This window comes from Rhodococcus sp. Z13_19A (assembly GCF_058133575.1).
Genome location: NZ_JBYUNN010000002.1, coordinates 672307 through 685710, shown reverse-complemented (window position 1 = coordinate 685710; position 13404 = coordinate 672307). Strand labels below are relative to the sequence as shown.

The window sequence follows — 13404 nt, the reverse complement described above, 5'->3', positions numbered from 1 at the left end:
TGGGCCTCTCTCTCACTGCTGCTGCTCTGGTCTGGCGTTGCTGAATGGGGTGGGGAACCGGCACGAGTGCCGGTGGGGTGCTGTGGGGTGGCCGCCTGCGCCGCAGACGGTGCGGGACTACTCGGAGACGCCGTCCGCGTGCCGCGCGTGCTGCCGCAGCGCACGGATCTCCTTCTCGAAGTCGTCGGCGGAGGTGAAGGAGCGGTAGACGGAGGCGAACCGCAGGTAGGCGACCTCGTCGAGCTCACGCAGCGGACCGAGGATGGCCAGGCCGACCTCGTGGCTGGGGATCTCGGCCGATCCCCCGGCCCGCACCTGGTCCTCCACCTGCTGGGCCAGCAGGCTGAGCGCGTCGTCGTTGACGGGTCGGCCCTGGCAGGCGCGACGCACGCCCACCATCACCTTGTCGCGGCTGAAGGGCTCGGTGACGCCGCTGCGCTTGACCACCGACAGCACCGCGTTCTCCACCGTGGTGAAGCGCCGCCCGCACTCCGGGCACGCGCGACGGCGGCGGATGGCCTGGCCGTCCTCGACCTCGCGCGAGTCGACCACGCGAGAGTCGGAGTGACGACAGAACGGACAGTGCACGACATCCCCTTCTCGGACGACAAGCCCCGCTGCCCGCAGGCCGTCGGAGCACGCCAAGCTAGGGCGTGGGTGTGGACGGATCCGTGGACAACCTGTGGATCCCCCTACACAGTGGGACCCCAACCTGTGGACTAACCACATCTATGTAACTACTAGATGTTGTGGTCATGACCGTAATCCCCACTAGGCCCCGATGCAAGCCATCGGCAACGGATTTTGCGTCTCCCCAGCCCGGTCGGCGTGTCCGCCTCGCGGAGACGGTGTGCCACCAGCAGTCCGGCGGGGTCGACGGCGCCAGCACGTGTCCAGCGTCATCCGCCGACGGGCACGACCAGCGACTGGCCGGGGCGCACGGCGACCGTGTCCAGGGCGTTGAGATCGACGATGCGCTGCACCATGGCCGCCGCGGGCACCCCCGGGGCCGAGCGCACCGCCACCGCGGACAGGCTCTCCCCGGCGCGCACCTGGGTGACGGCCGTCTGCGTGGGCATGGGGGCGTCGCCGCCTCCCCCCAGAGTCACCACGGCGAGCACGCCGAGCGCGAGCGCGCCGGCGAGCACGGCGCCGGTGACCACCAGGCGCAGGCGCACCTGAGCCGGGGACGGTCGAGTGACCCGTGGCGTGCAGGCCGTCCGGCGGAGCGGGGCGGTGCCGTACTCGACCAGGCGCCCAGCCGGGCGGCGGCGGGCGACCTCGCGGGGACGGCGGGTGCGCCGGGGCGCCTCCACGGTGCGCGCCGCCCCAGCGTCCCCGGCCCGCAGGGAGCCCAGCGAGCGCAGCTCACGCTCGAGCTCGAACAGGTCGGCGCGGCGTCGCGGGTCAACCAGCAGGGAGTCAGTGAGACGTGGCCCAGCGAGACGTGAGTGTGCGTTGCGAACGCCCGCGCGGTGCAGGGTGGAGCGGCGATCAGCCAGATCGAGCATGTCAACCTCCCGTGTCGAACAGGCGTTCGATTCGAACGTCTGGTCGATGTCTACCAGGGGCGACCGACAAAATCGAGAGCTGTCGGCGTGTTGATCGAACAGGTGTTTGAATGTGACCTGCTGCAGGACTAAGTTCGAATCACCAGAACACCACCGCACTTTGGCGAAGTTCCGCAGGTGGACGCACACCCGCGCGGCCTCGTCGCAGAGCACCGGACCACTCGCGGTTCCCCACAGGAGGCATCACACGATGAGCAGCCACACTCCCGGCGCCCCGACCACGGCGGGTGCCGCTCCGGGTGCCACCGCCGAGGAGACCGCCGACCTGTCGGCCGCCGCCGCCGGCCTCACGCCGCGCCAGCGCAAGGTGCTCGAGGTGATCCGGGACTCGGTCGAGGTGCGGGGCTACCCGCCCAGCGTCCGCGAGATCGGCGAGGCCGTCGGCCTCACCTCCACCTCATCGGTGTCCCACCAGCTCAAGGCGTTGGAGCGCAAGGGGTTTCTCCGACGCGACCCCAACCGCCCCCGGGCGGTGGACGTGCGGATGCCCGAGGACCTGGCCAACCAGGCCGCTGCGGCCACCACCGGTGAGGGCGGCAGCGTTCTGCAGCAGATGCCCACCCCCACCTTCGTGCCGGTGCTGGGCCGCATCGCCGCCGGTGGCCCCATCCTGGCCGAGCAGGCGGTGGAGGAGGTCTTCCCCCTCCCCCGCGAGCTGGTGGGCGACGGCACCCTGTTCATGCTCCGCGTGGTCGGCGAGTCGATGATCGACGCGGCGATCTGCGACGGCGACTGGGTGGTGGTGCGCCAGCAGAACGTCGCCGAGAACGGTGACGTCGTGGCCGCCATGATCGACGGCGAGGCCACCGTCAAGACGTTCAAGCGCCGAGACGGCGAGGTGTGGCTGATGCCGCACAACGCCGCCTTCGAGCCCATCCCCGGTAACGAGGCCACCGTGCTCGGCAAGGTGGTCTCGGTGATGCGCAAGCTCTAGGCAGGCACCTGCGGGCTGGCGAACTCCACCAGCGCCGCTCCGAGGTCGGCACGCACCCGCGCCCGCAGGTGCGTGCCCTCGGGCTGGTGGGTCTCCTCGAGCACCTCCCCCTCCGAGTGCACCCGCGCGACCAGCTCACCGCGGGTGAAGGGCACGAGCACGTCCACCTCCACCTCCGGGTGCGGCATCAGCTCGACCAGCCGCTGCCGCAGCTCGTCCATGCCCTCCCCGGTGTGGGCGGAGACGAAGACCGCGTCCGGCATCAGGTTGCGCAGCTGCGCCAGCACCACCGGGTCGGCCACGTCCACCTTGTTCACCACGATCAGCTCCGGCGGCAGCCCGGTCTTGCGCTCGTCGGCCACCTCCACCAGCACCTGGCGCACCGCGGCCACCTGCTGGGTGGGCTGCGGGTCCGACCCGTCCACCACGTGCAGCAGCAGGTCGGCGTCGGCGACCTCCTCCAGGGTGGAGCGGAACGCCTCGATCAGCTGGGTGGGCAGGTGCCGCACGAACCCCACCGTGTCGGTGAGCACGTACTCGCGACCGTCGGCCAGCTCGGACCGGCGCGTGGTCGGGTCGAGGGTGGCGAACAGCGCGTTCTGCACCAGCACCCCGGCACCGGTGAGGGCGTTGAGCAGGCTGGACTTGCCGGCGTTGGTGTAGCCGGCGATGGCCACGCTGGGCACCTCGTTGCGGCGGCGACTGTCGCGCTTGGTGTCGCGCGCCTGCTTCATGCCCTTGATCTCCCGACGCAGCTTGGCCATCCGCTCGCGGATGCGTCGCCGGTCAGTCTCGATCTTGGTCTCACCAGGTCCACGCAGACCCACCCCGCCGGCACTGCCGCCGGCACCGCCGGCCTGCCGGGACATCGACTCACCCCAGCCGCGCAGGCGGGGAAGCATGTACTGCATCTGGGCCAGCGCCACCTGCGCCTTGCCCTCGCGGGACGTGGCGTGCTGGGCGAAGATGTCCAGGATCAGCGCGGTGCGGTCCACCACCTTGACCTTGACCACCTTCTCCAGCGCGTTCAGCTGCGCCGGGGTCAGCTCACCGTCGCAGATCACGGTGTCCGCGCCGGTGGCCACCACGATGTCGCGCAGCTCGGCAGCCTTGCCGGAGCCGATGTAGGTGGCCGGGTCGGGCTTGTCGCGCCGCTGGACCAGGCCCTCGAGCACCTCCGAGCCGGCGGTCTCGGCCAGCGCGGCCAGCTCGGCCAGGCTCAGCTCGGCGTCCTCGGCGGTGCTGCCCTGCATCCAGACACCGACGAGCACGACGCGCTCCAGGCGGAGCTGGCGGTACTCGACCTCGGTGACGTCGGTGAGCTCGGTGGACAGCCCGGCGACGCGGCGCAACGAGGTGCGCTCCTGCAGCTGCATCTCGCCGACCGAGGGGTCGTGGTCGGGGCCCGGGGAGAAGCTGTCTCCGGAGGCGCCGTCCGGGGACTCGGCCTCGCCGAGGGGAACCTCGTCGAAGGGGGCACCGTCCGCGGCAGCGGCGTCGATGGGGGCATCTGTGTCGTGGTCGTCCCACGTGGATGAGTTCGTCATACAACGCCCATGGTCCCACGGAACGCGATGATTGCCCACTGAGATATGCCCAGGGCAGAACCTATGCCGGGGCGGCCCACCAGTGCGGGTCGATGCTGCCGTGCGCCAGCAGCACGGACGGGCCGCGCAGGTGGCTGGTGTGCTCGGAGATGCTCACCCGCACCTGTCCGCCCAGCACGTTCACCGCCACGTCCCCGGTGCTCGCCCCCGCGACCTTGAGGGCCGCGACCGCAGCGGCGACGGTGCCGGTGCCGCAGGAGCGGGTCTCCCCCACCCCCCGCTCGTACACCCGCATGTGCACCTCGCCCCCGGCCAGCGGGCTGACGAGCTCGATGTTCACCCCGTGCGGGAAGAGCGTGGCATCGAAGCCGGGCTGGGTGCTCAGGTCGAAGGTGCTGAGGTCGCGGTCGGTGACGCAGGCCAGGTGCGGGTTGCCCAGGTCCACGGCCACACCGCCGAAGAGCTCCCCGGCCAGGGCGGCGGTGCCGCCGCCGAGCACCCGGGCAGGGCCCATGTCCACGGTCACCTCGCCGAACGCGCCGTCGCCGGCGTGCACCACCACCGGCCGGGCGCCGGCTCGGGTGCCCACCACGAACTCGTCGCGCGGCTCCAGGCCGGTGGCCCGCAGGTAGTGCGCGAACACCCGGACGCCGTTGCCGCACATCTCCGCGATGGAGCCGTCGGCGTTGCGGTAGTCCATGAACCAGTCATCGGCGCACACCCCCTCGGCGAGGGGCTCCTCCAGCGCGCCGGCGCGCACCACCCGCAGCACGCCGTCGGCGCCCAGGCCGCGGCGCCGGTCGCACAGCGCGGTCACCTGCTTGGCGGTGAGGTCGAGCATCCCGTCCACGTCGGGCAGCACCACGAAGTCGTTCTGGGTGCCGTGCCCCTTGGCGAAGTCCACGGCGCTCATCCTAGGTTCGCGCCCCGACCATCGCTGCTGTTGCGCAGGTCACACGCCAGTCCTACCGTCGTGATGCATCAGCGGCTCGATTCCGTCCTGCGGAGTGCGGAGGAACGCCATGGCCACCGCAGCACCCACCGGCATCGAGGTCCGTGGCGAGCGCCAGGAGGGCTTCGACTGCGTGCTCACCGACGAGGCACTGGGCCTGCTGGCCGACCTGCACCGCCGGTTCAACCCCCGACGACGTGAGCTGCTCGAGGCCCGCCAGCGCCGCCAGGCCGACCTGGACGCCGGTGGCACGCTGGGCTTCCTGGCCGAGACCGCCGACGTCCGCAGCGACGACAGCTGGTCGGTGGCGCCGCCGGCGCCGGGGCTGGTGGACCGGCGGGCCGAGATCACCGGCCCCACCGACGCCAAGATGACCATCAACGCGCTGAACTCCGGCGCCAAGGTGTGGCTGGCCGACTTCGAGGACGCCAACACCCCGCTGTGGCCGAACATGGTGCAGGGCCAGCTGAACCTGCGGGCGGCGCTGGATCGCACCATCGACTTCACCGCCGAGGGCGGCAAGAGCTACGCGCTGCGCCCGGCGGAGGAGCTGGCCACCATCGTGGTGCGTCCGCGCGGGTGGCACCTGCCGGAGAAGCACGTGCTGGTGGACGGGGAGGAGGTCTCCGGCTCGCTGTTCGACTTCACGCTGTACCTGGTGACCAGCGGCCGCAAGCAGGTCGAGCTGGGCCAGGGCCCCTACTACTACCTGCCCAAGATGGAGAGCCACCTCGAGGCTCGGCTGTGGAACGACGTCTTCCTGCACGCCCAGCAGGCCCTTGGCATCCCGCGCGGCACCATCCGCGCCACCGTGCTCATCGAGACGCTGCCCGCGGCGTTCGAGATGGAGGAGATCCTGCACGAGCTGCGCGAGCACTCCGCCGGGTGCAACGCCGGGCGCTGGGACTACCTGTTCAGCACCATCAAGTGCTTCGCCCACCGCGGCGCCGACTTCGTGCTGCCCGACCGCAACTCGGTGACCATGACCGCGCCGTTCATGCGGGCCTACACCGAGCTGCTGGTGCGCACCTGCCACAAGCGCGGCGCGCACGCCATCGGCGGCATGGCCGCGTTCATCCCCTCCCGCCGCGACGAGGAGGTGAACGCCAACGCCACCAGGAAGGTCACCGAGGACAAGACCCGGGAGGCTCGGGCGGGCTTCGACGGCTCCTGGGTGGCACACCCGGACATGGTGGGGCTGTGCACCGAGGTGTTCACCGAGGTCCTCGGCGAGCGGCCCAACCAGCTGGAGAACACGCGGGAGGACGTGCACGTCACCGCCGAGCAGCTGCTGGACGTGCGCTCCACCCCGGGCGAGGCCACCGAGGAGGGGCTGCGCAACGACATCAGCGTGGGCATCCAGTACCTCTCGGCGTGGCTGCGAGGGCAGGGCGCGGTGGGGATCTTCAACCTGATGGAGGACGCCGCCACCGCGGAGATCGCCCGCACCCAGGTGTGGCAGTGGCTGCACAACGACGTGGTGCTCTCCAGCGGCGCCAAGGTGACCACCGAGCTGGTGCAGCAGCTGGTGGACGAGGAGCTGGCCAAGATCGAGCAGGCCGTGGGCGAGGACGCCTACCAGCAGGGCGGCTACGAGCAGGGCCGCGCGCTGTTCACCGAGATGGCGCTGAGCAGCGACCTCTCGGAGTTCCTCACCCTGCCCGCCTACGCCCGGATGCCGTGAGCAGCCATGACCACCGAGGTGGAGCAGGCACCGGTGCCGCCCGAGCACGCGCCGGTGGACGTGGACGTGCTGGCGCAGCGGCTGCGCGCGGGGCTGGGCGAGAAGGGCGTGCTCACCGACCCCACCCGGCTGAGCACCTACCAGTGCGACGGGCTGGCGCACTACCGCGTCACCCCGGCGGTGGTGGCGCTGCCGACCGACGCCGCCCAGGTGCAGCACTGCGTGCGGGTGTGCGTGGAGCTGGGCGTGCCGTTCGTGGCCCGGGGCTCGGGCACCGGGCTCTCCGGCGGGGCGCTGCCGCGGGCGGACGGGATCCTCATCGTCACCTCGCAGATGCGCCGCATCCTGGAGATCGACGTGGACAACGAGCTGGCCGTGGTGGAGCCCGGGGTGATCAACCTCGACGTCAGCCGCGCCACCGGTCCGCTGGGCTGGTACTTCGCCCCTGATCCGTCCAGCCAGCAGGTGTGCTCGGTGGGCGGCAACGTGGCGGAGAACTCCGGCGGGGCGCACTGCCTGAAGTACGGCTTCACCACCAACCACGTGCTCGGGGTGGAGGTGGTCACCCCGGACGGCGAGCTGCTCATGCTCGGCGGGCGCAGCCGCGACTGCCCCGGCTACGACCTGCGCGGGGTGTTCGTCGGCAGCGAGGGCACCCTCGGCATCGCCACCAAGGTGGTGGTGCGGCTGCTGCGGACGCCGGAGACGGTCCGCACCCTGCTGGCGGGATTTCCCTCCACCGACGCCGCCGGGGCCGCGGTGTCGGCGATCATCAGCTCCGGGGTGGTGCCCGCGGCGATCGAGATGATGGACGCCCTCGCCATCGAGGCCGCCGAGGCGGCGGTGCACTGCCGCTACCCCGACGGTGCGGGTGCGGTGCTGGTGGTGGAGCTGGACGGTCCGGCCGCGGAGGTCGAGCACACCTTCGCCGCGGTGCAGCAGCACTGCCAGGACAACGGGTCGTTCGAGATCCGGGTGGCCGCCGACGACGTCGAGCGCGCCCTCATCTGGCGGGGCCGCAAGTCCGCCTTCGCCGCGGTGGGCCGCATCAGCCCCGACTACATCGTGCAGGACGGAGTCATCCCGCGGACCGCGCTGGCGGAGGTGCTCACCGCCATGCGCGAGCTGGCCGAGGGGGCGGGCGTGCGGGTGGCCAACGTCTTCCACGCCGGCGACGGCAACCTGCACCCGCTGGTGCTCTTCGACGCCGCCAAGCCCGGCGAGGCCGAGCGTGCCGAGGAGGTCAGCGGCGGCATCCTGGACCTCTGCCTGCGCCACGGCGGGTCGATCACCGGCGAGCACGGAGTGGGCGCCGACAAGGCCAAGCACATGCCCAAGATGTTCACCGCCGCCGACCTGGACACCATGCAGCGGGTGCGGTGCGCCTTCGACCCGCAGGCGCTGAGCAACCCGGGCAAGGTCTTTCCCACCCCCCGGCTGTGCGGGGAGGCACCCGGGCGCCGCACGCGGGCGCACCCGTTGGTGGAGGCAGGGATCGCCGATGTCTTCTAGCGACGTCTCCAGCGCCGGCCCCTCGGCCACCACCGACCCCGAGCGGCTGGCCGAGGCACTGGTCGCCGCGGTGGGCGCGGAGCACGTGCGCCCCGGCGGAGCGCTCGGCCACGGGCTGACCGCGCGCCCGGCCGACACCGACGAGGTGGCCGCCGTGCTGCGCGCCGCCGGGCAGGCCCACGCCACCGTGCTGCCGGTGGGTGGGGCCAGCACCGTGGACTGGCTGCCCGGCCCACCGGTGGACCTGCACCTGGAGCTGGGTCGGATGGACGCCGTGCTCGAGCACGCCGCCGGCGACCTGGTGGTGCACGTGCAGGCCGGGGCGCGGCTGGCCGACCTGCAGGCCGCCCTGGCCCCGCACGGACAGCGGTTGGCGGTGAGCTCACCGCTGCCCACCAGCACCATCGGCGGGCTGGTGGCCGCCGACCTCTCCGGCCCGGAGCGCTACCAGCACGGCACCGTCCGCGACCTGATGCTGGGCACCACCACCGTGGCCGGGGACGCGACCGTCGCCCGCTCCGGCGGCAAGGTGGTCAAGAACGTCGCCGGCTACGACCTGGGCAAGCTCTACACCGGCTCCCGCGGCACCCTCGGCGTGCTCACCGACGCCTGGTTCCGGCTGCGCCCGCTGCCCGAGGCGGTGTGCTGGGTGAGCACCCCGGCGCCGGGCAGCACGGCCGCGGCGGCCGCGCTGGCCGCGGTGCGCGGCTCGCAGGTGAGCCCCACCGCGCTGCAGCTGCACCGCGACCGCGACGGCGCCACCACCATGGCGGTGCAGCTGGAGGGGGTGGCCGCAGGGCTGGTCGCCCGCGCCGAGACCGTCGCCCAGCTGCTCGGCGTCCATTCCGTCGTCGCCGACACCCCTCCCCCGGGCTGGGGCGCCCTGCCGGACGGTGAGGTGCTGCTCAAGCTGGCCCACCCACCCACCGCCCTGCCCGACGTGCTCGACGCCCTGGCCGCGCCGGGACTGGCCCACCAGGTGCGCGGGTCGGTCGGGGTGGGGGTGCTCAAGGTGGGCTGCACGGGGGCCGACGCACCGGTGCTGCTGGACGCCGCCCGCGCGTCGTGCACCGCCGTGGAGGGCTCCGCCCTGGTGCTGCGTGCGCCAGCCGGGCACCAGCTGGACGTGTGGGGCCCGCTGGAGCCGGCGCTGCTGCGGCTGATGCACCGGGTGAAGAACGAGCTCGACCCCAGCCACACCCTCGCGCCCGGACGGGGACCAGGAGGTACCTGATGGCCGAGAACGTGTCCCTCGGTGTGCCGGTGGTGGGCTACCAGCCCACCAGCCCGCCCCAGGACGCCCAGCCCACCTCCGCCTTCGACGGCCACCACCCGCCCTCGGAGGCGCTCGTCGGCGACTGCGTGCACTGCGGCTTCTGCCTGCCCTCCTGCCCCACGTACACCCTCTGGGGCGAGGAGATGGACTCCCCGCGCGGCCGCATCCACCTGATGAAGACCGGGCTGGAGGGCGAGCCGATGACCCCGGCACGGGTGCAGCACTTCGACGCCTGCCTGGGCTGCATGGCCTGCGTCAGCGCGTGCCCCTCCGGGGTGCAGTACGACAAGCTGATCGGCGCGGTCCGTCCGCAGGTGGAGCGGCGGCACACCCGGCCGTGGCGGGACCGGCTGCTGCGCGGGCTGATCTTCCGCACCTTCCCCTACCCGCGCCGGCTGCGGCTGCTGCGCGGGCCGCTGCGCGCCTACCAGCGCAGCGGGCTGTCCCCGGTGCTGCGCCGCTCCGGGCTGCTGGACCGGCTCTCGCCGTCGCTGCGGGTGATGGAGTCGCTGGCCCCACCCCTGGCCCGGATGGAGCGGGTGCCGGAGGTGACCCCCGCGGTGGGACCGCGGCGGGCGGTGGTCGGCATGCTCACCGGCTGCGTGCAGAGCGTGTTCTTCCCCGACGTCAACGCCGCCACCGCCCGGGTGCTGGCCGCGGAGGGGTGCGAGGTGCACACGCCCGCCCGGCAGAAGTGCTGCGGAGCGCTGAGCGAGCACCTGGGCCGGGAGGAGGAGGGCCTTCGGTTCGCCCGCGCGCTCATCGAGACGTTCCTGGCCGCAGAGGTGACCCACGTGGTGGTCAACGCCGCCGGCTGCGGCTCGCAGATGAAGGACTACGCCCACCTGCTGCGCGACGACCCCCACTACGCCGAGCGGGCCGCGCTGCTCAGCGACCAGGTCCGCGACGTCTCCGAGCTGCTCGCCGAGCTGGGCACCGTGGCTCCGCGCCACCGCCTGGACCTGTCGGTGGCCTACCACGACGCCTGCCACCTGGCCCACGCCCAGGGCGTCCGCGCGCAGCCCCGCACGCTGCTGCGCGAGATCCCGGGGGTGGAGGTTCGCGAGATCGCCGACGGCACCACCTGCTGCGGCTCCGCCGGCGTCTACAACGTCCTCCACCCGGCCACTGCCGACGAGCTCGGCGACCGCAAGGCCGCCACCGTCCTCGCCACCGGGGCGCAGCTGCTGGTGACGGCCAACCCCGGCTGCCTCATGCAGATCGCCACCGCCGCCGAGCGGGCCGGGCACGCGCTGGCGGTGGCGCACACCGTGCAGGTGCTCGACGCCGCCATCCGCGGGCTGCCCGCCGCCACGCTCACCCAGCGCCAGCCGCCAGCATCTGAGCTGCCCTGAAAAGTGACTTTCCCTGTTGGCAAGCAAACCGTAGACTTGCCGACATGGAAAACGACTTCGCCCCGGCGGGAGCACTCACGCCAGCCCAGGCACGCCAGGCGCTGGATGGCCTGGACGTGGACGGCGCCCGGCTGGCCGAGCAGGTGGTGACGCCCTGGTGGTACCACCCCAGCCTCGGCCTCATCGTGGCGCTCATCGTCGGCGCGCAGGCACTGCCAGGATCAGCAGCCGTCGTGCTGGTGGCCCTCGGCGTCATCGCGATCCCGGTCCTCACCACGACGTACCGGCGGCGCTACGGCATCTCCACCACCCAGCCTGCCGGCCCGCGCAGCCGTCGCCTGCTGTTCCTGACGGCCGGGATCTTCCTGCTGGCCATGGTGGCCTCCACCTTCGGCAAGCTCGCCGGCCTCGCCTCAGGGTGGGCGCTGCTGCCCGCCGTCCTGGCCCTCGTCACCACCGTGGTGCTCGGGCGCCGCTACGACGACGTCCTCCGCAGCGAGCTGGCCCGCACCACTGCCGAGCGGGCATGAGCGACCGCACCTCCCCCGCGTTCAACGAGGTCATCCACTCGCCCGCACGCCTGCGGGTCTGTGGCCTGCTGCGGTGGGTGTCCGAGCTGGAGTTCGCCGTCGTCCGGGACACCCTCGGGCTCAGTGACGCCACCCTGTCCAAGAACCTCAGGGTGCTCGCCGAGGCGGGATTCGTGACGATGCGCAAGGAGCGCTCCCCCGTGCGCGCGGACTCCCGCAGGCTCACCTGGGTGGCGCTGACGCCCGCCGGACGCACCGCCCTCGAGGCCCACCTGGCCGCGCTCGCCCAGATCGCCGACGGCCTGTCCTAGGGGTGGAGCCGCTCCGGCCGCAGCAGCTGCAGCGCCAGCTCGGGCAGGGCCGGGTCGGCGGCGTCGAGCCAGTGCACCCGCTGGTCGCGGCGGAACCACGAGCGCTGCCGGCGCACGAAGCGGCGGGTGCCGGCCGCGGTGGCCCGCTGCGCCTCGGCCAGGTCGTGCTCGCCGTCCAGGGCGGCCAGCACCTGGGAGTAGCCCAGCGCCCGGCGCGCGGTGACGCCCTCGCGCAGCCCGTGCTCCAGCAGCTGGTGCACCTCCGCCACCAGCCCCTGGGTAAACATGGTCGCGGTGCGCGCCTCGATGCGGGCGTCCAGCTCGGCGGTGTCGCGGTCCAGACCGATCAGCACGGTGTTCCAGCGCGGGGTGCCCACCTCCGGCCGGGAGGCGCTGAAGGGCTGTCCGGTCAGCTCCACCACCTCCAGCGCCCGCACGATGCGCCGACCGTCGGAGGGCAGCAGCTTGCGGGCCGCCTCGGCGTCCACCCGGGCCAGCTCCTGGTGCAGCTCCAGCGGTCCGCGCACCGCCAGCTCGGCCTCCCAGCGGGCACGCACCGCCGGGTCGGTGGCGGGGAAGGTGAGCTCGTCCAGCAGCGCCTGCACGTACAGGCCCGAGCCGCCGACGATCACCGGCACGGCACCGCGTCCTTGGATCGCCTCCACGTCGGCGCGCGCCGTGCGCTGGTAGTGCGCGACGCTGGCGGTCTCGGTCACCTCCAGCACGTCCAGCTGGTGGTGGACAATGCCGCGGCGCTGCTCCGGCGGGGTCTTGGCGGTGCCGATGTCCATGCCGCGGTACAGCTGCAGGGCGTCGGCGTTGACCACCTCCCCGCCGAGCTCCTCGGCCAGCTGCAGGGCCAGCTCGGACTTGCCGGTGGCGGTGGGCCCCACGATGGCCACCGGCCGGGGCACCGCCGAGCCCGGGCTCAGCGCTGCCACGTCGCCACCTGGTAGCCCACGCCGTAGGGCGCCCCGCGGTAGAGGGTCTCGGTGCGCCAGCCGTCCCCGGCGGCCGCGGCCGCGGCTGCGGCGACCTGCCAGGGCACCCGACCACTCGCGCCGAGCTCCGCGCACAGCTGCGCGTCCAGCGCGGCGAGGGCGCCGCAGTCGGCGGTGGCCAGCGCGTGGTCGAGCTCGGCCTGCAGGGCGGCGGCGCGCTCGTCGAGCGCACCCGGCGCCTTCTCGGTGAGGGTGGTGCAGCCGTCGCCGAGCACCAGCAGTCCCTGCGGGCGCGGGTCCTGGGCCAGCTCGGCGGCCAGTGCCCGGCCTTGCTCGGCGCACTCCTGCGGCGAGGCGTCCGCGGCGGTCAGGCGCACGTCCACGCTGGCCTCTGCCGCCACCTGTCCGCGCAGCCAGCCGGCCACCAGCGCGGGCAGCGGGAGGTCATCGGGAAGCTCCGTCGACGAGGTCTCAGTGCCTGCGCCGAGGGCCACGGTCACGTCCGCGCCGTAGCCGTGCCACGAGCCGGTCGTCGGGGGGCCCAGCCGACACGAGGTGTCGTGCACGCCAACGGAAGTCCACGGCGAGGCCAGGTCGGTGAGCACCCGGGTGGCGCGGAGGCAGGCCGTGCGAAGGTCGTCGGTCTCGGCCGCGGCGGCGCCGGCCAGCTCGGGAACCAGCAGCGGAGGAACAGGCACGAGCACCACTGCGGTCAGCACGGGGGCCGAGGGTAGTGCACCGTCAGGGCGCTGCTTGGTTCTCACCGGGGCCATTACCTGTTTCAATGGCCA

13 protein-coding genes are annotated in these 13404 nt (G+C 73.0%); 7 read left to right on the top strand and 6 right to left on the bottom strand.

What is annotated here, in order from left to right; translation table 11 throughout:
* Window positions 1–117: 117 nt before the first annotated feature.
* Window positions 118–588 carry a transcriptional regulator NrdR gene (nrdR, locus tag AC3YNX_RS09950; protein WP_489983914.1) on the bottom strand — a complete coding sequence of 157 codons (471 nt, stop codon included), beginning with the start codon at window positions 586–588 and terminating at the stop codon, window positions 118–120.
* 311 nt (window positions 589–899) lie between these two features.
* Window positions 900–1511 carry a LysM peptidoglycan-binding domain-containing protein gene (locus tag AC3YNX_RS09945; RefSeq protein WP_489995359.1) on the bottom strand — a complete coding sequence of 204 codons (612 nt, stop codon included), beginning with the start codon at window positions 1509–1511 and terminating at the stop codon, window positions 900–902.
* Between the two features lie 250 nt (window positions 1512–1761).
* On the opposite strand from AC3YNX_RS09945, the gene lexA reads away from it, so the two are divergent.
* Complete coding sequence (lexA, locus tag AC3YNX_RS09940) at window positions 1762–2505, top strand: transcriptional repressor LexA (protein WP_127782435.1); 744 nt, start codon at window positions 1762–1764, stop codon at window positions 2503–2505.
* Here lexA and hflX read toward each other — a convergent pair.
* Together hflX and dapF are read right to left on the bottom strand one after the other, a co-directional pair.
* On the bottom strand, window positions 2502–3881 hold the full coding sequence (gene hflX / locus AC3YNX_RS09935; RefSeq protein ID WP_241249863.1) for a GTPase HflX: 1380 nt from the start codon (window positions 3879–3881) through the stop codon (window positions 2502–2504). The two genes, lexA and hflX, sit on opposite strands and share 4 nt — an antisense overlap.
* Before the next feature lie 232 nt (window positions 3882–4113).
* Window positions 4114–4956, bottom strand: a complete 843-nt coding sequence (gene dapF / locus AC3YNX_RS09930) for a diaminopimelate epimerase (protein ID WP_489995358.1) — start codon at window positions 4954–4956, stop codon at window positions 4114–4116.
* A 118-nt stretch (window positions 4957–5074) separates the two neighbouring features.
* Here dapF and aceB point away from each other — a divergent pair, with 118 nt between their 5' ends.
* Genes aceB through AC3YNX_RS09900 form a run of 6 tightly spaced genes read left to right on the top strand, consistent with a single transcriptional unit; the run spans window position 5075 to window position 11672 of the window.
* Window positions 5075–6688, top strand: a complete 1614-nt coding sequence (gene aceB / locus AC3YNX_RS09925) for a malate synthase A (protein ID WP_489995357.1) — start codon at window positions 5075–5077, stop codon at window positions 6686–6688.
* Window positions 6689–6694: 6 nt separating this feature from the next.
* The gene (locus AC3YNX_RS09920) at window positions 6695–8200 is read left to right on the top strand and encodes an FAD-linked oxidase C-terminal domain-containing protein (RefSeq protein ID WP_489995356.1); all 1506 of its coding nucleotides are present in this window, start codon (window positions 6695–6697) and stop codon (window positions 8198–8200) included.
* Window positions 8190–9434, top strand: a complete 1245-nt coding sequence (locus AC3YNX_RS09915; RefSeq protein WP_489995355.1) for an FAD-binding oxidoreductase — start codon at window positions 8190–8192, stop codon at window positions 9432–9434. Before AC3YNX_RS09920 ends, AC3YNX_RS09915 begins: the two co-directional genes overlap by 11 nt.
* On the top strand, window positions 9434–10831 hold the full coding sequence (locus tag AC3YNX_RS09910; protein WP_489995354.1) for a (Fe-S)-binding protein: 1398 nt from the start codon (window positions 9434–9436) through the stop codon (window positions 10829–10831). The genes AC3YNX_RS09915 and AC3YNX_RS09910 overlap by 1 nt, the downstream gene beginning before the upstream one ends.
* A 44-nt stretch (window positions 10832–10875) precedes the next feature.
* Window positions 10876–11361, top strand: coding sequence for a hypothetical protein (locus AC3YNX_RS09905; protein WP_489995353.1), 486 nt, complete (start codon window positions 10876–10878; stop codon window positions 11359–11361).
* Entirely contained in the window at window positions 11358–11672 is a 315-nt protein-coding gene (locus AC3YNX_RS09900; protein ID WP_489995352.1) for a transcriptional regulator, read from the top strand. Before AC3YNX_RS09905 ends, AC3YNX_RS09900 begins: the two co-directional genes overlap by 4 nt.
* Here the strand turns inward: AC3YNX_RS09900 and miaA are convergent.
* Both miaA and AC3YNX_RS09890 read right to left on the bottom strand, forming a co-directional pair.
* On the bottom strand, window positions 11669–12613 hold the full coding sequence (gene miaA, locus AC3YNX_RS09895) for a tRNA (adenosine(37)-N6)-dimethylallyltransferase MiaA (protein ID WP_489995351.1): 945 nt from the start codon (window positions 12611–12613) through the stop codon (window positions 11669–11671). The two genes, AC3YNX_RS09900 and miaA, sit on opposite strands and share 4 nt — an antisense overlap.
* Window positions 12601–13332: a class III extradiol ring-cleavage dioxygenase family protein gene (locus AC3YNX_RS09890; RefSeq protein WP_489995350.1), complete on the bottom strand. Its 732-nt coding sequence runs from the start codon at window positions 13330–13332 to the stop codon at window positions 12601–12603. The genes miaA and AC3YNX_RS09890 overlap by 13 nt, the downstream gene beginning before the upstream one ends.
* Between the last annotated feature and the right edge of the window lie 72 nt (window positions 13333–13404).